The organism is Mycobacterium sp. SMC-8, assembly GCF_025263565.1.
GTDB lineage: Bacteria > Actinomycetota > Actinomycetes > Mycobacteriales > Mycobacteriaceae > Mycobacterium.
The window spans coordinates 983,442-1,005,321 of record NZ_CP079865.1 but is presented as its reverse complement, the minus strand read 5'-3'; the positions used below and the strand labels follow the sequence as shown (position 1 = coordinate 1,005,321).

The following is a 21,880-nucleotide window of genomic DNA, read 5'->3' as shown; positions in this document are numbered from 1 at the left end:
GTTCACGTAGTCCATCATGGACGAATGGCCGACTTCGTCGCTGCAATCGACCAGGGCACCACCAGCACCCGCTGCATGATCTTCGACCATGACGGCGCCGAGGTGGGCCGTCACCAGCTCGAACACGAACAGATCCTGCCCAGGGCGGGCTGGGTCGAGCACAATCCCGTCGAGATCTGGGAGCGCACCGGCTCAGTGCTGGCGACGGCGCTGAACAAGACCAAGCTCGCCACCACCGACCTGGTGGCGCTGGGCATCACCAACCAGCGCGAGACGTCGCTGGTGTGGAACCGGCACACCGGCCGGCCGTACTACAACGCGATCGTCTGGCAGGACACCCGCACCGACCGGATCGCGTCCGCACTCGACCGTGACGGTCGCGGTGACGTGATCCGGCAGAAGGCCGGGTTGCCACCGGCCACCTATTTCTCCGGCGGCAAGCTGCAGTGGCTGCTGGAGAACGTCGACGGTCTGCGCGCCGACGCCGAGAAGGGTGACGCGCTCTTCGGCACCACCGACACCTGGGTGCTGTGGAATCTGACCGGCGGGCATCGCGGCGGGGTGCACGTCACCGACGTCACGAACGCCAGCCGCACCATGCTGATGAATCTGGAGACCCTGGACTGGGACGACGAACTGCTCGGGTTCTTCGGGATCCCGCGCCAGATGCTGCCCGAGATCCGGCCGTCGTCGTCTCCGCAGCCATACGGGGTCACCGTCGAGACCGGGCCCGCCGACGGCGAAATCCCGGTCACCGGGATCCTCGGCGATCAGCAGGCCGCCATGGTGGGGCAGGTCTGCCTGTCCGTCGGAGAGGCGAAAAACACTTACGGCACAGGCAATTTCCTGCTGCTGAACACCGGCGAGGACATCGTGCGGTCGAAGAACGGACTGCTGACCACGGTGTGTTACCAGTTCGGTGACGCGAAACCCGTTTACGCCCTTGAGGGTTCGATTGCGGTGACGGGCTCGGCGGTGCAGTGGCTGCGCGACCAGCTGGGCATCATCAGCGGCGCGTCACAGAGCGAGGCGCTGGCCCGTCAGGTCGAGGACAACGGCGGGGTGTACTTCGTGCCGGCGTTCTCCGGCCTGTTCGCCCCGTACTGGCGCTCGGATGCGCGCGGGGCGATCGTCGGACTGTCCCGGTTCAACACCAACGCCCACGTGGCGCGGGCGACGTTGGAGGCGATCTGTTACCAGAGCCGCGACGTCGTCGATGCGATGGCCGCCGATTCCGGTGTGCGCCTTGAGGTGCTGAAGGTCGACGGCGGCATCACCGCCAACGACCTGTGTATGCAGATCCAGGCCGACGTGCTCGGCGTCGACGTCGTCAAGCCCGTCGTCGCCGAGACCACTGCGCTCGGCGCCGCGTACGCTGCGGGACTGGCCGCCGGATTCTGGGACGGCCCGGACGATCTGCGCGCCAACTGGCAGGAGGGCAAACGCTGGTCACCCGACTGGTCGGGCGAACAGCGCGAAGACGGCTACGCGGGTTGGCGCAAAGCCGTGCAGCGCACCCTGGACTGGGTCGACGTCGACTGATCACCGGTGACGTCGGTCAACGTCGGCGTGGCCGCGAATGTGGGTGTTATGTACGAATTTCAGCGATCTGGCGTGCATAAGGCCCACATACGTGGCGGCTTTGGCTGCGACCGTGCCAACCTTGGCGAGCTTGTTCCTACTGGCCCGCCGCGACCAGTTCCCGCAACTGCATGGTGGGGTTCTCCCGCTGCACCGTCTCCAACCGCCACCTCGTGGAGAACACCACGAGCATGACGCCGTCGGTGCGGGTGAAGACCTCCACCGCGGCCATCTTGCCCAGCGCTTCGGCGTCCTCGGGTTCGCAGATGCGGGCCACCGTATAGGGCAGGGCTTCGAGTGCGATCGGGGCGCTGAACTCCGACGCCATCCGGTGGGCGGCCACCTCGAACTGCATCGGCCCGACGGCCGCCAGAACGGGTGCCTGGTCGCCGCGCCGGTCCGAGCGCAGCACCTGGACGACGCCTTCCTGGTCGAGCTGCTCGATGCCTTTGCGGAACTGCTTGTGCTTGCTCGGGTCGGTGCCCCGCGCGACGGAGAAGTGTTCAGGCGAAAAGCTCGGGATCGGAGGGTATTGCACCGCGACGTCCTGGTAGAGCGTGTCACCCGGCCGCAGCGCGGCGGCGTTGGCCAGCCCGATCACGTCACCCGGCCACGCGGTGTCGAGAGTCGACCGCTCCCGGCCGAAGACCGACTGGGCGTACTTGGTCACGAACGGCTTGCCGGTGGACGCGTGGGTCAGGACGTCGCCGCGTTCGAACGTGCCCGAGCACACCCGGGCATAGGCGATGCGGTCGCGGTGCGCGGAATCCATGCCCGCCTGCACCTTGAACACGAACGCGCTGAACGGCGCCGCCGCGTCGCGCCGGTTGCCGTCGACGTCGAGCTGCCCGCTCGGCGGCGGCGCCAGCTGGGCGAGCACGTCGAGAAGCTGGTTCACTCCGAAATTCAGTGCCGCGGAAGTGAACAGCACCGGCGTCGAGGTGCAGTCGAGGAACGTCTCCGGATCGAAGTCGGCGCCGTCGGCGCTCAACAGCTCCGACTCCTCGACCGCGGTGTCCCAGTCCACCCCGGCCGCGTCATGCGCCTTCGACGGGTCGATGTGCTCCTCGGGGGCGGCGGTCGCGCCACCGGCGGTGCGGGTGAAGCGGATGAACTTCCCAGTGCGGCGGTCGAGTACGCCCTTGAAATCGCCGGCGATGCCGACCGGCCACGTCAGTGGTGTCGGCCGCAACCCGATCTCCGACTGGATCTCGTCCATCAGCTCCAGCGCATGGCGGCCCGGACGGTCCCACTTGTTGACCACGGTGATGATCGGGATCCGGCGGTGCCGGCACACCTGGAAGAGCTTGAGCGTCTGCGGTTCCAGGCCCTTGGCCGCGTCGATCAGCATTACCGCCGAGTCGACAGCGGTCAGCACCCGGTAGGTGTCCTCGGAGAAATCCGCGTGGCCGGGGGTGTCGAGCAGGTTGATGACGCAGGTGTCGCCGGCGTGCGTGATGTAGGGGAACTGCAGCGCCGTCGAAGTGATCGAGATGCCGCGCGCCTTCTCCATCTCCATCCAGTCGGACACGGTGGCGCGGCGGCCGGCCTTGCCGTGAATGGCGCCGGCCTCGGTGATGGCCTTGGCGTGCAGCACCAGGGCTTCGGTCAACGTGGACTTGCCGGCGTCCGGGTGGCTGATGACTGCGAAGGTTCGGCGGCGTCGGGCCTCGGTTGAGACGCGGTCGGATCGAGGGCCGGCCGCCGTCGCCGCCTCGGTGGAGTTCGTCATTATGCCGCCGATTTTATGGACCGCGGCCGAGAAACCGTAATCGCGCCCGATCCGCCCGGATCAGTCCTCGCCGAGAATGTGGTAGATCTCGCGGCGCGCGTTGTTCACGATGTCGACGATGCGCTGCTGCTGCTCGGGGGTGGCCGCGTGCGCGGACTGGGCGACCGCGCCCATCAGCTGCCCAACGGCGTTGCGGAGGCTCACCGCTCCGGGGTCGGCCTCACCTGCGATCTCGTCCCACGGCGCGGTCTCGATCTTCTCGGCCGCGGCGCGACCGTCGTCGGTCAGCTCGAAGAGCTTCTTGCTGCCCTCGGTCTCGGTGGCAGTGAGCAGACCTTCGTCGACGAGCAGCTGCAGGGTCGGGTAGATCGAGCCGGGACTGGGCTTCCACAGTTGCTGGCTGCGCTCGTGGATCTCCTGGATCATCTCGTAGCCGTGCATCGGGCGGTCGATCAATAGTTTGAGGATCGCCGCGCGCACGTCACCGCGCCGCCCTCGGCCGCCGCGGGGTCCGCCGCGCCGTGCACCGGGGCCGCCCGGCCCGAAACCGAAGCCGGGGCCGAAACCGGGACCGAAACCGCCGGGGCCGAAACCGCCGGGGCCGAAGCCCGCGTCGCCGCGATGCTCACGGACGTGCTCGCGGAATTCGCGCCGGGAAGCGCGACGACGTCCGTGCAGGACGCGGGGATCGACCGGGCCGAATCCGAATCCGCGGCCCTCGAACGGGCTGCCAGGCGGGGTGAAAGGGGTGTTCATGGGGTGCTCATTTCTGTCGAACGAAGCACTGACTGCGCTTCCGATACGTTGACGATATATCGGAAACTATCGCGATGCAACGACGATGTGATCAGTCTGGCAGCCGGTCCTCCACCGACTTGGCCCATGCGGCCTGCATCGCATGCAGCCGCAGGCCGTAGTCCAGCGCCGCCAACCCGAAGAACGCCCCGTCGGTCTGTCCTGCCGTCAGCGAGTCGCGCAGCGCCGTCAGCCGCCGGATCTCGGCCTCGGCGTGCTCGGCCATGGCGTGCAGATGGGCGCGCGCCTGCTCCGGCGGAATCAGGCCGAGCAGGAAGACCCGCAACAGAGCCGCGCTGCGGAACGGCGGATCGTCCTGGGGGCTGGTGACCCAGCGCTGCAGCTCGGCGCGTCCGGCATCGGTGATCTGGTACTCCTTGCGGCCGCGCGGGCCCACGGCGCACACCTCGATCAACCCTGCGGCCGCAAGCTTGTTGAGCTCGGAGTACAGCTGGCTCTGGGTGGCGGGCCACACGTTGGCCATCGAGTTCTCGAACTGCTTGAGCAGGTCGTAACCGCTGGCCGGGCCCTCGGCCAACAGGCCGAGGGCGGCTATCCGAAGGCTCATGGCGGCATAGTACGGCCCCGATATTCCAGAAGTGGACTATCGGGGCCGTGCCGGGCGGGCAGTCAGGCCACGGCTTCGGCCGCGGTGTCGGCGACAGCATCCCGCAGCGGCGACATCCGCCACGGCCCACGGGTGGCCAGCAGGTAGTACAGGGCGAACCCGACGCCACACCCGATGAACCAGCTGTACTGCGCCGCCGCGGACATGCCGGTGACCGATCCCCCGAGCAGCACCGGAATCACCGCGAGCGTCGCACCGACGAGCGTCGCCGCGACCGCGACCGGGTTGTAGCCCTTGGCGTACCAGTAGTTGGCCTTCGGGCTCATCGTGAACATGTCATCGACCACGATCTTCTGCTTGCGCACCAGGTAGTAGTCGGCGATCAGCACACCGAACAGCGGCCCGATGAACGCGCCGAGGGTCTCCAGCGTGTAGTGGATGACCTCCGGGTTGCTGTACAGGTTCCACGGCGTGATCAGCACCGAGCCGACCGCGGCGATCATGCCGCCCATCCGCCAGCTGATCCGCTGCGGGCTGACGTTGGAGAAGTCGAACGCCGGCGAGATGAAGTTCGCGACGATGTTGATGCCGATGGTGGCGATGCTGAATGTCAACGCGCCCAGGATGATCGCCATCGTGTTGTCGATGCGGGCCACCGTTTCGACGGGATCGGTAAGCAGCTCGCCGAACACCGGGACCGTCGCGGCGGCGGTCATCACCACCAGCAGCGAGAAGACCAGGAAGTTGACCGGCAGGCCGAGGAAGTTCCCCTTCTTGACCGCCTCGAACGACTTGCCGTACCGGGAGAAGTCGCCGAAGTTCAGCATCGGGCCCGAGAAGTACGAGACGACCAATGCGATCGCACCCAGCATGACCGCCAGCGTGCTGCCGTTCTTCTCGCCGCCGAGGGTGAGGCTGACATGCCAGCCGGAGCGGTACAGCAGGTAACCGCAGAGGATGAACATCACGACGTAGACGGCCGGTCCGCAGAAGTCGATGAACTTGCGGATCGACTCCATGCCGCGCCAGAACACGCATGCCTGCAGGACCCACAGCAGCAGGAAGCTGCCCCAGCCGAGCAGGGAAAGCCCGGCAAAGCCGTAGTTCTCAACCTCGGCGTAGGGCATCAGTCCGGGAAACAGCTTGAGCAGCACCACATCCAGCGCCGCTGAGGCCAGGTAGGTCTGAATGCCATACCAGGCCACCGCGATCAGGCCGCGGATGATCGCCGGGATGTTGGCGCCCAGCACGCCGAACGAGCTGCGGCACACCACCGGGTAGGGCACGCCGGCCCGCTGGCTGGGTTTGGCCACCAGATTGCAGAAAATGTTGACGATCACGATGCCCACGAGCAGCGCGATCAGCACCTGCCAGCTGGCCAGGCCGAGCGCGAACAGGCTGCCCGCGGTGACGTACCCGCCGACGCTGTGCACGTCCGACATCCAGAACGCGAAGATGTTGTAGGACGTCCAGCGCTGCTTGGCCAGCGGCGCCAGATCCTCGTTGGTCAGCCGCGGGTCGTAGCCGGCCTTGATGAGGCCTGCGCCGACGGGATGCCCGGAGGCTTCGACCATGTCGTCGGCGTCGACTCGGGCGCCCGGAGGCAGGTCTCGGATGTCTGTCATGGGATCAGCTCCCTGCTCGAAGGCGAAGAACGTCGATGCACGGAAGCTAGTTTCGGTGTGTTTCTCCACCGTTGCGCCGAGAATATATTTCGCCGGCTCGCCGCTCAGGCGCCGTCGATCACCAGTCCGGTGTCGGCGGGCAGCGAGGCCACCACCCCGTTGAGGCGCTTGTTGTGCGTCGCCGCGGCGGCCAGCAGCGCGTCGGGATCCCGGTCCAGGAACGCGTCGAGCATCACGCGGTGGTCCTCGTGCAGCATCGTGCGCTGGTCGCGGCCGACGTGCACCATCAGCTGCACGGGTTCGGTGATGTTCCAGGCGTTTTCGAGCATGCGCACCAGCCGCAGCATGCAGGACGGACGACTGAGCGCCATGTGGAACTGCCTGCTGTAGCGGTGGTAGGCCTGGGCGTCGTCGAACTTCAGTGCCTGTGCCATGTTTTCGTGTGTCTCGGTCAGGTGGGCGCGGTCGGCGGCGGTGGCCCTGTGCACGGCGGCGGCCATCGCGGCCGACTCGAGGGTCTCGCGCACGAGGTACATCTCGGCGAGTTCGCTGACCGTCAGCTGCGCGACGGCGTAGCCGGCGTTCGGCCGGTGCTGCACCAGTCCTTCCCCGGTCAGGGTTTTGAGGCTTTCCCGGACCGGGATGTGGCTGACTCCGAACAGGTCGGCGACCTCGCCCACCGGGATCGGGGTGCCGGGCGGCACCGCGCCGTCGAGGATCACCCGGCGCAGTTCGTCGACGATGTTCGGCGCCGGCGTGCCGGCGCGGCCCACGACCGCCTTGAACAGCGCCGCGGAGTGTCGGCGATCGGGCATCCTGTGATCCTCCTCCGCATACGGCGGGTTCGCGACACAAACACATTCCACTATTGACAGGTCATTAGTGGGGTGTCAGTGTGGAGTGACCGTGACAGGAGGTTGCGCCCCATGACCGAGACCACCTCGAAGCCCACTCCGGTCGACGCCGACGAGATCTTCAAGGTCGGCAACTACGCGCCGATTCCCGACGAGCTGACCGCGTTCGACCTGCCGGTGGAGGGCGCGATTCCCGCCGAGCTGGAAGGCTGGTACCTGCGCAACGGCCCCAACCCACGGCAGGCGACCGGGCACTGGTTCACCGGCGACGGCATGATCCACGGCGTCCGCATCGAGAACGGCCGCGCCGCCTGGTACCGCAACCGCTGGGTGCGCACGGACAGCTTCATCGACCCGTTCCCGCTGTACAACTCCGACGGCACCCGCAACCTGCGCGCCAGCGTCGCCAACACCCACGTGGTCAATCACGCCGGCAGGACCCTGGCACTGGTCGAATCATCTCTGCCGTATGAGATCACCGACGACCTGGAGACTGTAGGGGCCTTTGACTTCGGCGGCAGGCTGGCGGACTCGATGACCGCGCATCCGAAGATCTGCCCGACCACCGGTGAACTTCACTTCTTCGGCTACGGCAACATCTTCACCCCCCACGTCACCTACCACCGCGCAGATGCCAACGGCGAGTTGGTGATCGACCGTCCGCTCGACGTGCCCGCGTTGACGATGATGCACGACTTCGCGCTGACGGCGAACTACGTGGTGTTCATGGACCTGCCGATCGTGTTCAACATCGACATCGCGGTCGGTGGCGGCCGGGACATGCCCTACCGCTGGGACGACACCTACGGCGCCCGGTTCGGGGTGCTGCGCCGCGACGACCCGTTCGGCGAGGTGCGCTGGTTCGACATCGACCCCTGCTACGTCTTCCACGTCGCCAACGCACACGATGACGGCCGGACGCTTGTGGTGCAGGGCGTTCGCTATCCCGAATTATGGCGTGGCAACGGTGGATTCGACGCCGACGGGGTGATGTGGACCTGGACGATCGACCTGACGACCGGGGCGGTGCACGAAAGCCAGCTCGACGACCGGGTGGTCGAGTTCCCGCGGATCGACGACCGGCTGGCCACGCTGCCGGCCCGGTATGCGGTCTCGGTCGGCGAGGCCAGCCTGATCCGCCACGATCTGGTCACCGGCTCGGCCGTCGAGCACCGGTTCGGCACCGAGACTTCGCCGGGTGGACCGGGAGAAGCGGTCTTCGTGCCGTCGACGTCCGGGCCTGCAGACGAGAGCAGCGGCTGGTATCTGGGTTACGTGTACGACCCTGCACGCGACGGCAGCGATCTGGTGATCATCGACGCCTCGGACTTCTCCGGCGCACCGGTGGCGAGGATCAAACTCCCGCAGCGAGTTCCGTATGGCTTCCACGGGAACTGGATCGCCGGGTAGCCCTCACGACGGCTTCTGCTCGATTGCCGTCTACGACGGCTTCTGCTCGATTGCCGTCTACGACGGCTTCTGCTCGATTGCCGTCTACGACGGCGGTGCGAACCCGTTGCCCGCAGGGGGCTGCGGTGCCGGTGCACTCGGCGGGGGCGGGGCGGTCCAGGGGGGCGTCGGTGCCGGCGCCTGCTGCATGCGACCCAGTTCGCGGCGGTGCCGCTCGGCAAGGACGGCGGCCAGTACCATCGCCGGCGGGGTGCCCGGTGGTGGCGGCGGCGAGATCTGTGCGGCGACATCAGTGGCGATCCGGTAGGCCATCTGGTCGCGCACCTGTGGATCCAACTGTGCTGCGCGAGAAAGGAACTGGCGTGCCATCTCGGTCTGTGCCGGGTTCAGGCCCGACAGCTGCAGCGTGGTGGCCCACCAGGCCAGCTGCGGCGGCATCGCCGGTGGCGGGGCCTGGCGGGGCGCACGCTCGCTGATGACCACGGTGCCGGCGAAGATGTCGCCGATGCGCTTGCCTTTGGGCGACAGCATGCTGCACAGCACGGCGGGGCCGCCGGTGAGCATCCACAGTTCGATCGACCCGGCCAGCGCACGGAACAGCGCCTGACGGAAGCGCTCCGGACTGCCGTCCTCGGACACCACGCGCAGCCCCAGCGCCATCTTGCCCAGCGTCTTGCCGCGGGTGGCGGTCTCGAAGATCGTCGGATAACCGACCAGCGCCAGCACGGTGAAGATGATCAGCACCGCACCCGAGAACGCCGAATCGAACTGCGACAGCGTCACCGCCCACAGGATCACACCGAGCACGTACACGACGAAGACGACGACGACGTCGATCAGCGCCGACAGCGCGCGGACCGGCAGCTGGGCGATCTGCACGTCGAGGACGACGGCGTCACCGGTCACCACGGGCTGTTGCTGGCCAACCATAATCAGCCACGCTACTAAAATCCCTGGAGTGGATGTCGATGCGTTTGTCCTGGCGAACCGGCCGACGTGGGAGCGCCTCGAACATCTGGTGAAAAAGCGCCGCACACTCACCGGTGCAGAGGTCGACGAGCTGGTCGACCTGTACCAGCGGGTGTCGACCCACCTGTCGATCGTGCGCTCGGCGTCCTCGGATGCGGTGCTGATCGGCAAACTCTCCGGCCTAGTCGCCCGGGCGCGGGCGGTGGTCACCGGCGCTCACGCGCCGCTGTGGCGCGAGTTCGTCCGGTTCTGGACGGTGTCCTTCCCCGTCGTCGTCTACCGGTCGTGGCGGTGGTGGGTGGCCTCGGGGGTGGTGTTCTACGCGGTCGCGGCCGTGATCGCGGTGTGGGTGGCGCACTCGCCGGAGGTGCAGGCCTCGATCGGCACGCCCGGCGAGATCGAGCAGCTGGTCAACCACGAGTTCGCGAACTATTACAGCGAGCACCCGGCCGGGTCGTTCGCGCTGCAGGTGTGGGTGAACAACGCGTGGGTGACCGCCCAGTGCATCGGCATGTCGGTGCTGCTGGGAATCCCGATTCCGTACATCCTGTTCCAGAACTCGGCGAACCTCGGGGTCAACGCCGGACTGATGTTTCAGGCAGGCAAGGGTGACGTCTTCCTCGGCCTGATCACCCCGCACGGACTCATCGAGCTGACCGCGGTGTTCGTCGCGGCCGGGGTCGGTATGCGGCTGGGCTGGTCGGTGATCTCGCCGGGGGACCGTCCCCGCGGGCAGGTGCTGGCCGAACAAGGCCGCGCCGTGGTCGCCGTCGCGATCGGCCTGGCGGTGGTGCTGATGCTCGCCGGCGCGATCGAGGGATTCGTGACGCCGTCGTCGCTGCCGACGTTCGAGCGGGTCGCGATCGGGGTGGCCGCGGTGGTGGGCTTCTTCGGCTATGTGTTCCACTTCGGCCGCAAGGCCGCGCTGGCCGGCGAGACCGGCGATATCGAGGATGTGCCGGACGTGGTGCCGACCAGCTGAGCGTTCCGGGTTTCGGCGAGCAGACAGAAACTCGCACGAATCTGGGGTCAACCGTGCGAGTTTGCGCCTGCTCGCGGTCCACAGTCGCGGTCTCAGCTGGCCGCGGCAGCTCGCCATAGGTGCTCCCGAATCCGTTCAGCCATCCGCTCCGGATGGAAGCGAACGTCGGTGACGGTGATGGGAATGACCGTCCAACGCGCGTGCTGGATGCCCGCGAATCGCGCCTTGTCCCTCAGCATCGCGTCACGGCCGGCGTGCCAGTCGACGCTCTCGTACTCGGCCGCAACCTGGTAATCGGGCCAGGCGAAGTCCACGCGCCAGCTTTCCCACCGGCCGTGAATCAGATACTGAAGTTCGGGGCGGGGCACGTCGTGCTCGTGCATTGCCAGTCTTGCCTCGCTCTCCATCGGAGATTCGGCGCGGTCGTCGGCGAGGGGGAGAAGTTCACGTACGGCCACGATGCCCCGCCGACCGCGCTGCTCCGCGATCGCCTCACCGAGATCGGTCGGCGTGCACGACCCGGCGTGCAGGGCCGCGTCGAGCGTCGCGAGCGCGCGAGGCCGCCGCAAGGTGCGCGCGATCTCGACTGCGGTCCATGCGGGTGATGTCGCCAACCGGCCATTCACACGCTGCAGTGGCGCACCGAGGCGCTGGTGCACCACTAGACCCGGGGCGGGACGAATCCGGCGGCCGGGGTCGAGGATGTGCACCGCGGCAGTGCCCTCGGTGTCGAATCCGTACAGTGCGGCTGCAGTGCCCATACAGGCGACCGCGGGCAGGCCGAGGTATTTGTCCAGGGACACCAGCCTGCCGAAGCGATCAGGCTCGGCAGGTGCGTAGACCCCGTGCCATACGCGGATCAAGGTGCCGCGCCGCACCTGTACGTCGAGCTGCTGCCGGGTGAGCACCTGCAGCAGCGCCGCCGTCGTCGCATACCCGCCACCGGTCAGGAAGAGTTGTCGAACGGCATCCTGCACCCCCGAATCCTCATACCGTGCAGCCACCGGGCAGGCGACTCACCTGCGTCGCTGTGGATGAAACTCGGATTGTGGACGGGGATATTCCGTCGAGCAGACACAAACTCGCACTGAAAGGGTCGAATCCGTGCGAGTTTGTGTCTGCTCGCGGTGAGAACCGGGCAGGGGGCTACAGGCGGCCGGCGGCCTTCATCGCCAGGTAGTGGTCGGCCAGCTCCGGCGCGAGGTCCTCCGGCGGCGCGTCGACCACCTCCACGCCCATCCCGCGCAGCCGGGAGGCCACCGCGCGGCGGTCGTTGCGGGACCGTTCGGCAGCGGCGGCGTCGTACACCTCGACCGCGTCGGCCCGGCCCGCGGCGAGCCTGTCCACCCGCGGGTCGGCCACCGCGGCGACGATCACGCGGTGCCTGGCGGTCAGTTGCGGGAGCACGCTCAGCAGGCCCTCGTCGATCGCTGACGCGTTGAGGTCGGTCAGCAGCACCACCAGCGCCTGGCGCCGCACCCGGCGCTGCACCGCAGAGACCATCGCGCGCGCGTCGGATTCCACGAGCGCGGGTTCCAGCGGCGCCATCGCGGCCACCAGCTGGGCCAGCAGGTCGGTGCGGGACGCATTGACCACGGCCGCGCGGGTCTCGCGGTCATGCGCCAGGAAGTCGACGTGATCGCCCGCACGCGCGGCCAGCGCGGCCAGCAACAGCGCGGCGTCCATGGACCAATCCAGGCGGGGCCAGCCCGTGGCGGGGTCTGATCCGGTGGGGTCCACCCCCACCCGGCCCGCCGACGTGCGTCCGGTGTCGAGCACGATCAGCACCCGCCGGTCGCGTTCGGGCCGCCAGGTGCGCACCACGACGTCGGCGCGCCGGGCGGTGGCCCGCCAGTCGATCGAGCGCACGTCGTCGCCGACCACGTACTCCCGCAGCGAGTCGAATTCGGTGCCCTGGCCGCGGATCAGCGCCGGCGTCATGCCCTCCAGCTCCCGCAGCCGGGCCAGCCGCGAGGGCAGATGCTTGCGGGACAGGAACGGAGGCAGGATGCGGATCCGCCACGGCACCCGATGCGAACCTTGGCGGCCGGCCAGCCCGAGCGGGCCGATCGACCGGGCGGTCACCAGCGCCGACACCTGGTCCCCGCGACGGACCGGCCGTAACTCCGATCGCAGCGTGACCCGTTGCCCGGCAGCGATGTTCACCGGCTGCACTCGCGGTTCGGCCCGCGCGCTGGGAGCCCACGCGTCGCGGATCACGCCGCGGAACCGCGCGCGGCCGGTGTTGCGCACCGTCAACTCCGCGGTCACCGGCTGACCGAGCCGCGCCGACGTCGGACCCCCGCGGCTCAGTTCGAGTGCGCGGGGACTGCCCGCGAGCACCGCGTCGAGCACCACCGCGGCCGCGAGCAGCGCCGCCAGAACCGCGAAAGTCGCTGCGGGGTAGGGCGACAGCACAACCGGGAGCGCGCACAACAGCGCGATCAGCCCGACGCGACCGGTGAGAACCACGAAACGCCGGCTATCTCGGCACAGGCACCGCGGACAGGATGCCCTCGATCACCCCGTCGGCGGTGGCGCCTTCGAGCTCGGCTTCGGGCCGCAGCGCCACCCGGTGCCGCAGGGTGGGCCGGGCCATCGCCTTGACATCGTCGGGGGTGACATAGCCGCGGCCCGACAGCCACGCCCACGACCTCGCGGTGGACAGCAGCGCCGTCGCGCCACGCGGAGACACGCCCAACTGCAGCGACGGGGAATTCCTTGTGGCGCCGACGATGTCGACGATGTATCCGAGCACCTCGTCGGCGACGAGCACCTGACGGACCGCGTCGCGGCCCGCGGCCAGTTCGGCGGGTCCGGCGACCGGCCTCACGAACGACAGATCGCGGGGGTCGAATCCGTGGGCGTGCCGGTTCAGGATCGCGATCTCCTGATCCCGCGGCGGCAGTGGCACATTCAGCTTCAGCAGGAAACGGTCCAGCTGCGCCTCCGGCAGCTGGTAGGTGCCCTCGTACTCGATCGGGTTCTGGGTGGCGGCGACGATGAACGGGTCGGGCAGGGCCCGTGGCTTCCCGTCCACGCTGACCTGACGTTCCTCCATCGCCTCCAGCAGCGCGGCCTGCGTCTTGGGCGGGGTGCGGTTGATCTCGTCGGCCAGCATCAGATTCGTGAACACGGGCCCGGCCCGGAACTCGAACTCGGCGGTGCGTGCGTCGTACACCAGCGATCCCGTCACGTCGCCCGGCATCAGGTCGGGGGTGAACTGCACCCGCTTGAAGTCCAGCTGCAGCGCCGCGGCCAGCGTGCGCACCAGCAGTGTCTTGGCGACACCGGGAACACCCTCGAGCAGCACGTGCCCCCGGCACAGCAGCGCGATCACCAGGCCACTGACGACGGCGTCCTGCCCGACCACCACCTTGCCGATCTCGCTGCGCAGAGCCATCAGCGCATTGCGGGCACCCTCGTGCTGGGTGGGCTGTGTCACGACTGTGCGACCTGCCTTTCGATGTCGTCGAGTGCGCGAACGAGGTTGACCAGTTCGGCGTCGGTGGCCGGCGCCGGCCCGTACAGAATATGGGCGACCGATGCCGAATCCAGCCCGCACCGGGCGGCGACGGCCAGGCTGAGGTCGTGCGGTGCCGCCGCCGCGGTGAGGCCGAGTCGGGGCAGCATGCGCTGGCGCGCCGCCGTGCGCAGCGACTCGGCGGCGACGTCGCGGGTGCGGCGGGACCGGTACAGCCGGCCGCGGCCCTCGACGGTCTCGGAGGCCCGCACCACCACCGGCAACTGCTCGGCGACCAGCGGTCCGACACGGCGCCCCTTCCACCAGGCCAGCAGCGCGACCGCCACGATCAGCTGAAGCACCAGCCAATCGACCTGTGGCGGAATGAGATCGGTGAGCGAGGCAGCGCCGTCGGAGTCGTCGCCCTCACTGCTTTGCGGCGCGTACCAGATCATCCGCGGGTGGGATCCGGTCAAGTTCATGGCCAGCGCCGCGTTGCCCTCTTCGGCCAGTCCGCCGTTCATCACGAACTGGTCGCTGCCGACCGCCGTGACGGTGCGGCCCTCCTTGCTGTAGCGGGCCAACACGCCGTCGTAGCAGCGGGTCACCGGCAGCGAGCCCTCGGCCTCGAACGTCTCGGCGATGCCGAATTGCACGGCGCCGGCGCGGGTGGCCTCGCGCAGGTCGCAATCCGGAGAGCGACCGCCGAACTCCGTGCTTTCGGCCTTGCCCAACTCGGGAGCCAGTGCCTCGCGGGTCTTGCCGAGAGGCGCGATGAGCAGCCGGTCGCCCGGCACCTCGGAGAGACGGCGCAGCTGTTCGTCGTCGAACAGGTGGTAGGTCTGCGCGGCGACCACCAGGGTGTCGGCGCGTGCCTCGCGTTCGACGTCGGCGACCGAGGCGGCCTCCACGACGGTGATGCCGCGCTCACGCAGCAGGGTGATCAGCGCGTGCACACCGTCGGCGGAGGTGGACGCCGGGTCGAGGTGCCCACCGGGGCGCGGCGCGGTCAGCCAGGTCGTCAGCGCGGCGACGCCGACGATCGCGGCCAGCCCCAGCAGCACCCAGCGCAGCACCGACCACCGCTGGGTGAAGGTGGACCCGACTGCGGTGCTCATCGCACCTCGGCCCACGGCTGGTGGGTCAATTCGCTCTGGGCGGCAACCGCACTCGGCATCCGGCTGCCCAGCCGGTCGTCGAGCGCCGCGATGGTCCGGTATTGCGGCTCGCTGCTGGGTCGCTCACCGTAGGTGACGTCGTTGAAAATCTCTGCGGCGGTGAAGAGTTCACCGGCCAACGCGGGCAGCGCGCGGCCGGCGGCGCCGGCGAGTTCGGTGGCGGTGCGGCCCGGCACCGGATCCAGGACGCCGTCCTCCTCCAGCCGGCGGGCCAGCGCGCGGACCCGATGCCTGATGGCGGGCCCCCAATCACCCTCGGCCGCATACCGTTCGGCGGTGGCGCGGTGCTCGGCAGCGCTGAGCACCCGATCCCCGAACAGCGGCGGCGCGGCGCTGCGGTCGCTGCGCATGGCCCGGCGAGCGATGCGAACCGCGACCACCACCGCGACGATGAGCAGCGCCGCCAGCACGGTCACGGTGTACCAGCCGCCGGGGAACTGCGACGCCGACGCGGTCAACCGGTACAACAACTCCTCGATCCAGTCGAGCAGCATGTCCGTCGCCGAGGGTTTGGGATAGATGTTCTTGGCGAGCTCGTTCTGTGCCGCCTCACGCGCCGCGTCGCGGTCGATGTCTATGGTCGACACGTCAGCGTGGGCCGCCGGTCAGCCAGAGATGGTCGGTGGAGTCGGCCGCGGCCTGCGGCCCCGCCGCGGCGCCGGTCTGCAGCACCAGGTCGAACGCCTCGGCGCGGATTCTGCGGTCGGTGTACTGCAGCACCGTCACACCGGCGCTGAACGGCCCGGTGATGATCTGCCCGACGGCGCCGCCGACCGAGAACAGCACCATCGCGATCATCGCCGCGGTGGTGGTGGCGGACGCGGTCAACACCACCTGTCCGCCGATGCTGAACGGGATCGACACCGCTGCGGCGATGAACTGAGCCACGATCGCGGCGAGCAGCCAGATGCCGAACACGCGCCAGAAGTCACCCTTGATCAACGCGAAGGACCGTTTGACGGCGGTCAGTATGTCGCGGCGTTCCAGCACGATGGCCGCCGGCGCGAATGTGAGCATCACCGACGCCCAGACCGCGGCGAGAACGGCTGCGAGCACCAGCGGAGCGGCGATCAGGAACGCGGCCGGTCCGTCCACCACGGCCACCGCCAGCACGACCACCAGCAACACCACACCGAACCACACGATCAGCGCGAGGGTCTTGAGCACGGTGAACCCGATCAGCGTCCACAGCCTGGGCCGCAGTCGACGCCACGCCTCGCCGATCGTGATACCGGAGCCGAACACCGAACGGCCGATCACCACCGTGAGCAGCCCGCTGAGCAGCGTCGTCGACAGGGCGGTGGTGATCGCGGCGGCCAGGCTGGAGGCCATCCAGCTGACCAGCACCTCGGTGGAGGCCTCGTCACCGTCGAGGGACTCAGCGAACTGCCCGGTCAGCGCGAACGGCCACAGCGACAGCAGCAGCGCGATCACCTGGGAGGCGACCACCACGATCGTCGTCAGACCCAACGTGGCTTTGGGGTTGGCCCGGATATAGGCCACCGCGCCGTTGAAGATGTCCGACAGCGTCAACGGGCGCAGCGGGACCACGCCGGGTTTGAGAACCGGCGGCCCGTACGGCGGGGGATACCCGGGGGCGCCGTAGTGCGGGCCGGGGTAACCCGGTGCGTAGCCGGACGGGTAGCCAGGGGATTGCCAGTGGGGTGGCGGCGGATACCCCTGGTATCCAGGTGGGGGATAACCGGGGCCTGCCGCGCCGGGGGCCGGTGGTCCGGGGGGACCGTATCCGCCGGCGTTGTAGGTCATGCCCACCATCCTGTCGATCACCGGCGAAATTGACAATGTGGGCTGTCCGGGCGCGCCGTCAGGCAGGTACCGTTTTGCATACGCACGTCGGGGTACTCCGGGGCGCATGACTCGTTTCGGCTACACCCTGATGACCGAGCAGAGTGGACCCAAAGACCTTGTGAGCTATGCGGTGTCGGCAGAGCAGGTCGGTTTCGACTTCGAGGTGTCCAGCGACCACTACTTTCCCTGGCTGTCCTCCCAGGGCCACGCGCCATACGCCTGGTCGGTGCTGGGCGCCGTCGCCCACGCCACCGAACGCGTCGAGCTGATGACGTACGTGACCTGCCCGACCTTGCGCTACCACCCCGCGATCGTCGCGCAGAAAGCCGCGACCCTGCAGTTGCTCGCCGACGGCCGGTTCACACTGGGCCTGGGTAGCGGGGAGAACCTCAACGAGCACGTCGTAGGCAAGGGCTGGCCCACGGTGGCGCGCCGCCAGGACATGCTCTCCGAAGCCATCCAGATCATCCGTGTGCTGTTCACCGGAGACATGGTCGACTGGAAGGGGGAGTACTTCGAGGTCGACTCGGCGCGACTCTGGGACGTCCCCGAGGTGCCGGTGCCGATCGCGACGGCGGTTTCCGGAGACCGGTCGGTGCGGCAGTTCGCGCCGCTGGCCGACCACCTCGTCGCGGTCCAGCCCGACAAGCATCTCGTCGACTCGTGGCATGAGGCACGACGGGCTACCGGGCTGCCCGGCGACGTGCGGGTGATCGGCCAGATCCCGATCTGCTGGGACCCCGACCGCGACGCGGCGATCGACCGCGCCCATGACCAGTTCCGCTGGTTCGCCGGTGGGTGGGCGGTGAACTCCGATCTGCCGACGACCGCCGGCTTCGAAGGCGCCACACAGTTCGTGCGCAAGGAAGACGTCGCCGGGTCCATTCCCTGCGGGCCCGACCTCGACGCCATCGTCGAATCGGTGCGTGAATACTGGGAAGCGGGCTTCACCGACATCGCGCTGATCCAGATCGGCGGCGACAGTCAGGAAGCGTTCTTGAAGGAGGCAGCGGCGCCGCTGCTGGACAAGCTCCGTTCCGCATCCCAGTGAGAGGCTCTCGATGACCCGCGGTAAAGGGATCTACGACGACGAAGACGACTCGGCGGCGTCGAAGTCCGTCGACTCCGAGAAGGACCCGGACAGGGACACCCCGGACGTGGACAAGGACACCGAGGAGCCGACGGCTTAGGCGGGGCTGGATTCATTCAGCGCACCGCGCTGGTGTCCCCGCGGCGCTTGGTCTCCAATCGGTGCCACGACCACCAGAACAGCAGCGCGGCGGCGATCGACCCGGCCGCCGCAAGCCATTGGGCGCTGAGGAAGAGCCGCCACTCGGCGGCGGTGTCAATGTCCTGATGCAGTGCGGCCAGCAGCGCCACCGCGCCCAGCGCCGCGCTCACCGCGCCGACCACGGTGACGATCGCGACGAACACCGTCCTCAGCGTGTACCGCGCCGCCCCCGGGGTGACGACGGCGCGGATCCGTCCGGTGCTGGCCAGGAAATGCGAAGCCGCGCAGGCCACCGCGAGCGTCACCGCGTCGGCGGCCAGCGTGTCCGAAAGCCGGTGCCACTGCGCGATCACCGTGTAGGCGCCGATGCCCACGGCCCAGGTCAGCGCGAAGAACATGGCCACCCCGCGGAACCGGTACGGCATCACGATCAGGGTGGCGAACAACACCGACATCGCCGCGGTGGTGTGGCCGCTGGGCAGCGTGTTGGACAGGTAGTCCTCGTTGCCGGTCAGGTTGGGCCGTTGCAGCACAAAGAACTTCAGGACCTGTGTGACGGCCTGGCTGCCCAGGATCACCGCCATCGCGGCGACGGCGAGGTTGACCTGACGCCGCAGCAGCCCGATGGCGCCGACCAGCAGTGTCGCCGACGCCAGCGACGTCACCGTGATGGTGTCGAGCAGTCTGCTGGCCGCCAGGAACGCCCGCGGATCGACCTGGTCGGCGCCGTACAGTGCGGCGTTCTCGACCTCCTGGCCGGTGGTGGTGCGCACCGCCAGCCAATAGACGGCTGCGAGGAACAGCAAGGCGCACAGCAGGATCACGGTCCACCGACGGTGCGCACGCGTGAGTCGGCGACGCGTTTCGTCCTGGGCGAGAAGATCGGTCTGCACGGGGCCACGATCCTCTCATGCCGGTCAGCCGCGTGCTCGACTGCGCCGCAGCCGCGCCTCCTCGTGCTGGGTGATGTTCGAGTTCTCCAGCACGATCGTCAGCATCACCGCGAAGAACCGGGCCGGGCTGAGCTCGTCGGGCACCAGGTCGGTGCGCAGGGTCACCTCGGGCAGCACGGCGATCTGCGCGGCCACGTCGATCGGCGCCGGCTCCGCGGCGTCGTCGTCGAGCTCGAAGAGGTACGGCTCGATCACGGCGTCGTCGGCGCCGGGCGGCTCGTCGACCGGCCCGGCCCCTTCCCACTCGGGCACCACGAGAGCACACGCGTCGTAGGCGTCGGCCTCCCTGCCGAGTTTGATCAGCAGATCGACGATCCAGTCGAACTGCCTGCGCTCCTCGGTGTGGGCGGTCGACCGCAGCGAGTACATGAACCCCAGCGCCGCCAGCGGATGACGCAGCGCCAGGTTCTTGGCGTCGCCGTAGGACTCCTCGACGCGGTTGGCGGCATTCTTGCCGAACGACGAATCCATCCGCTTGGTCGAGATCAGCAGCTCCGGCCCCGTCTGCCAGGACGACATGATCACGTCGACCTGTTTGAAGTAGTTCTTGCCGGCGATGTTGGCCGAGGCCGCACCGCCGGTGGCGGCGCCGGTGCGCAGCCGCGCCAGCAACTCGTCGCGGCCCGCCGCCTTCGGGATCGACTTCAGAAAGCTCAGCACGTCCCGGTCCACCACCCGCGGGGCCTCGGCCCGCGGCCACACTGCGTCCGGGTCCAGGCCGGCGCGGCGCAGCTCGTAGGCCACCCACACATCGAGGGCCAGCGCGGGCACCCCGGATCGGCTCTCGGCGCCCAGCATGATCGGCACCGCGAGCAACTTGCGCAGCGTGCCGTAGTCGGGGGCGAAGGTGCCGTCGGCCTTCCACGGGTTGACGGTCTTGAACTCGGAATTCTCGACCAGGGCGTCGAACAACGGCCACGCCAGCGATTTGGCGCTGGGTTTACTTGCCACCGTTGCCTTTTCCGCGGGCGACCCGACGCGCGGTGAGGGCCGCGTGGTCACGGCGGACTGCGCGCAGGTCGCGCTCGGACAGTGTCGAGGAACCGAGCAGCAGCACGTCGTCGACCAGGGCCACCGCGTCGAGCAACCGTCCGTCGCGCAGGCAGGCGGCCACCGCCGGACGGATACGGCGAAGGTCGTCGGCGTTGCGGCGCACCAGCTCCGGTGACGGCACCGGCAGCACGTCGGCCTCCCGCGGTTCGATCTTCAGCATCCCCCCACCGTAAGCGCGGCCCACCGTCTCGGCGCCGAGCAGGGTCACCGAGTTCAGCGACGCCAGCGGCAGCAGGCTCGTGCCCAGCCGGCGCAGCTCGTCGCGCAGATACACCCCGTGCACCGAGTTGAGGTGGTGCGCGCGGGCCCGGTTGCCGCACAGGCGCGGGGTGTCGGCGTTCATGTAGGTCAGGAACAGGTCCGCCGGGCGCAGGTAGGGCACCCGCCACCACGGCGTGCGCACCCGGCACTTGTAGGCCCGGTGCACGTCGAGGTCCTCGCCGGAGGCGATGTAGTGCCGGGCCGCGGGGGAGGGTTGTCCGGCGGGTCGGAACAGGTAGGTCGAGCGACCTTCCGCGCCGAGGGTGCGCAGCGCGCCCGGGGTGAGCGCCAAACCGCGCAGGTGGCGCGATCCCGGCGGGGATAGCGCAAGCAGGTCTGATGGGGTCAAGCCGAGCGCGTCGGCCTTGGCCGGTGACAGCGTGAAGAACCGGTTGCTGCCGGTCACCATGCCCAGGGTGGTGTCACCCCAGGTCTCCAGGAATGTGAAGGCGTCGCTGCGCACCGCCGTGTCGAACGCCGAAAGGCCCGCCGCCGACATCAGCCCGGCCGACCACTTGGCGCCGTTGCCTGGCGGACTCCACCGCCGGGGCACCGGCACCCGGGCCAGACCGTCGGCGTCGCGGACCTGGAACAGCTGCATGTGGTCGGCGCCCGTGCCGCCGTCGGGGTGGTAGCCGTCGGCCAGCAGTAGCACGACCTCTTCGAGCACGCCGGGGAACACGCGTTCGTCGAACAGCACCAGGCCGACCGAGGTGAAGTGGTCCATCAGGTACTGACGCACGCCCGCGGCGTAGTTCACGCTCAGCAGCTCGGCGGGCAGCACGAGCGCCAGCCGGCCGCCGGGTCGCAGGTGCAGCGCCGAGTGCACCGTGAAGGCCGCCCAGGATGACGCAAGGTTGGACAGTGTGACGCCCGCGCGCAGCGCGGCCTGACGTGCTCGGGCCCGGGGCTCCCCGGCGAAGTCCTGGTAGCGGACATACGGCGGGTTGCCGACCACCACGTCGTAGTGGCCGAACTGGTTGTGGGAGAAGAAGTCCTGCGTGTGAATGACTGCGTCGATGCCGTGCGCGCGCAGCCCGCGCTGCGATTCGGCGGCCGAATCGGCGTGAATCTCGACGCCCACCAGCGGGCCGGTGTGGCCACCGCGCCGCCCGATCTCGTGCAGGAAAACGGCCTCGCCGCAGGAGGGTTCGAGTACAGCGTGCGCGGGATCGCGGACCGCCCACTCCACCAGGAAACGCGCCACCGGTACAGGGGTGAAGAACGCCCCACGCGCCTTGCGCAGCGAGGCGTGGTCTCCTCTGTCACCGATGAGCATGCCGATATCGTGCCGCAGGGCACCGACAGAACCCCGCTGACCCGCCGACCTCGGCGGACGGGCTCAGGGATGGGTCGGTGCCGACCACGAGAGGACTTTCGGCCGTACCCGGCGGCCCGCCGCCGGAAATACCATGC

Annotated in this window: 20 protein-coding genes; 5 read left to right on the top strand and 15 right to left on the bottom strand. The window is 68.9% G+C overall.

All coding sequences use genetic code 11. The features are described 5' to 3' along the window. Positions 1–24: 24 nt before the first annotated feature. Positions 25–1,542 carry a glycerol kinase GlpK gene (gene glpK, locus KXD97_RS04960; RefSeq protein ID WP_260755672.1) on the top strand — a complete coding sequence of 506 codons (1,518 nt, stop codon included), beginning with the start codon at positions 25–27 and terminating at the stop codon, positions 1,540–1,542. A gap of 136 nt (positions 1,543–1,678) precedes the next feature. Here glpK and KXD97_RS04955 read toward each other — a convergent pair whose 3' ends face one another. The 5 genes from KXD97_RS04955 to KXD97_RS04935 form a co-directional block, all read right to left on the bottom strand. Next, positions 1,679–3,313: a peptide chain release factor 3 gene (locus KXD97_RS04955; RefSeq protein WP_260755671.1), complete on the bottom strand. Its 1,635-nt coding sequence runs from the start codon at positions 3,311–3,313 to the stop codon at positions 1,679–1,681. A gap of 60 nt (positions 3,314–3,373) precedes the next feature. After that, positions 3,374–4,069, bottom strand: coding sequence for a PadR family transcriptional regulator (locus KXD97_RS04950; RefSeq protein WP_260755670.1), 696 nt, complete (start codon positions 4,067–4,069; stop codon positions 3,374–3,376). A 91-nt stretch (positions 4,070–4,160) separates the two neighbouring features. After that, a complete protein-coding gene (locus tag KXD97_RS04945; protein WP_260755669.1) occupies positions 4,161–4,676 on the bottom strand; it encodes a PadR family transcriptional regulator in 516 nt (171 codons plus the stop codon). 62 nt (positions 4,677–4,738) lie between these two features. After that, a complete protein-coding gene (locus tag KXD97_RS04940) occupies positions 4,739–6,301 on the bottom strand; it encodes an NCS1 family nucleobase:cation symporter-1 (protein WP_260755668.1) in 1,563 nt (520 codons plus the stop codon). A 104-nt stretch (positions 6,302–6,405) separates the two neighbouring features. Then, positions 6,406–7,116 (bottom strand): GntR family transcriptional regulator, encoded by a 711-nt coding sequence (locus KXD97_RS04935; RefSeq protein WP_260755667.1) that lies wholly within the window; start codon positions 7,114–7,116, stop codon positions 6,406–6,408. 111 nt (positions 7,117–7,227) lie between these two features. Between KXD97_RS04935 and KXD97_RS04930 the strand changes: the two genes are divergently transcribed. After that, positions 7,228–8,565, top strand: a complete 1,338-nt coding sequence (locus KXD97_RS04930; RefSeq protein WP_260755666.1) for a carotenoid oxygenase family protein — start codon at positions 7,228–7,230, stop codon at positions 8,563–8,565. A gap of 84 nt (positions 8,566–8,649) precedes the next feature. Here KXD97_RS04930 and KXD97_RS04925 read toward each other — a convergent pair whose 3' ends face one another. After that, positions 8,650–9,495 carry an RDD family protein gene (locus tag KXD97_RS04925; RefSeq protein ID WP_260755665.1) on the bottom strand — a complete coding sequence of 282 codons (846 nt, stop codon included), beginning with the start codon at positions 9,493–9,495 and terminating at the stop codon, positions 8,650–8,652. A gap of 28 nt (positions 9,496–9,523) precedes the next feature. Between KXD97_RS04925 and KXD97_RS04920 the strand changes: the two genes are divergently transcribed. Further along, positions 9,524–10,516: a stage II sporulation protein M gene (locus KXD97_RS04920; RefSeq protein ID WP_260755664.1), complete on the top strand. Its 993-nt coding sequence runs from the start codon at positions 9,524–9,526 to the stop codon at positions 10,514–10,516. Positions 10,517–10,608: 92 nt separating this feature from the next. Here KXD97_RS04920 and KXD97_RS04915 read toward each other — a convergent pair whose 3' ends face one another. The 6 genes from KXD97_RS04915 to KXD97_RS04890 form a co-directional block, all read right to left on the bottom strand. Next, positions 10,609–11,493 (bottom strand): hypothetical protein, encoded by an 885-nt coding sequence (locus KXD97_RS04915; protein ID WP_260755663.1) that lies wholly within the window; start codon positions 11,491–11,493, stop codon positions 10,609–10,611. Between the two features lie 169 nt (positions 11,494–11,662). Next, positions 11,663–12,988 carry a DUF58 domain-containing protein gene (locus tag KXD97_RS04910; protein ID WP_260755662.1) on the bottom strand — a complete coding sequence of 442 codons (1,326 nt, stop codon included), beginning with the start codon at positions 12,986–12,988 and terminating at the stop codon, positions 11,663–11,665. A 10-nt stretch (positions 12,989–12,998) separates the two neighbouring features. Then, positions 12,999–13,919 (bottom strand): MoxR family ATPase, encoded by a 921-nt coding sequence (locus KXD97_RS04905; RefSeq protein WP_260757838.1) that lies wholly within the window; start codon positions 13,917–13,919, stop codon positions 12,999–13,001. Between the two features lie 38 nt (positions 13,920–13,957). Continuing rightward, complete coding sequence (locus tag KXD97_RS04900; protein WP_260755661.1) at positions 13,958–15,097, bottom strand: DUF4350 domain-containing protein; 1,140 nt, start codon at positions 15,095–15,097, stop codon at positions 13,958–13,960. Further along, positions 15,094–15,744, bottom strand: a complete 651-nt coding sequence (locus KXD97_RS04895; RefSeq protein WP_260755660.1) for a DUF4129 domain-containing protein — start codon at positions 15,742–15,744, stop codon at positions 15,094–15,096. The genes KXD97_RS04900 and KXD97_RS04895 overlap by 4 nt, the downstream gene beginning before the upstream one ends. A 1-nt stretch (position 15,745) precedes the next feature. After that, on the bottom strand, positions 15,746–16,924 hold the full coding sequence (locus tag KXD97_RS04890) for a hypothetical protein (protein WP_260755659.1): 1,179 nt from the start codon (positions 16,922–16,924) through the stop codon (positions 15,746–15,748). A 106-nt stretch (positions 16,925–17,030) separates the two neighbouring features. Between KXD97_RS04890 and KXD97_RS04885 the strand changes: the two genes are divergently transcribed. Both KXD97_RS04885 and KXD97_RS04880 read left to right on the top strand, forming a co-directional pair. Beyond that, on the top strand, positions 17,031–18,017 hold the full coding sequence (locus KXD97_RS04885; RefSeq protein WP_260755658.1) for an LLM class F420-dependent oxidoreductase: 987 nt from the start codon (positions 17,031–17,033) through the stop codon (positions 18,015–18,017). Positions 18,018–18,027: 10 nt separating this feature from the next. Further along, positions 18,028–18,156, top strand: a complete 129-nt coding sequence (locus tag KXD97_RS04880; RefSeq protein WP_260755657.1) for a hypothetical protein — start codon at positions 18,028–18,030, stop codon at positions 18,154–18,156. A gap of 16 nt (positions 18,157–18,172) precedes the next feature. On the opposite strand, the gene KXD97_RS04875 is transcribed toward KXD97_RS04880, so the two are convergent. From KXD97_RS04875 to KXD97_RS04865, 3 genes are read right to left on the bottom strand one after another with little or no spacing between them, the layout of a single operon-like run. Continuing rightward, positions 18,173–19,090 carry a phosphatase PAP2 family protein gene (locus KXD97_RS04875; RefSeq protein WP_260755656.1) on the bottom strand — a complete coding sequence of 306 codons (918 nt, stop codon included), beginning with the start codon at positions 19,088–19,090 and terminating at the stop codon, positions 18,173–18,175. A 24-nt stretch (positions 19,091–19,114) separates the two neighbouring features. Beyond that, positions 19,115–20,101, bottom strand: coding sequence for a hypothetical protein (locus KXD97_RS04870; RefSeq protein ID WP_260755655.1), 987 nt, complete (start codon positions 20,099–20,101; stop codon positions 19,115–19,117). Then, the gene (locus KXD97_RS04865; RefSeq protein WP_260755654.1) at positions 20,091–21,743 is read right to left on the bottom strand and encodes a class I SAM-dependent DNA methyltransferase; all 1,653 of its coding nucleotides are present in this window, start codon (positions 21,741–21,743) and stop codon (positions 20,091–20,093) included. The genes KXD97_RS04870 and KXD97_RS04865 overlap by 11 nt, the downstream gene beginning before the upstream one ends. Positions 21,744–21,880: the final 137 nt, after the last annotated feature.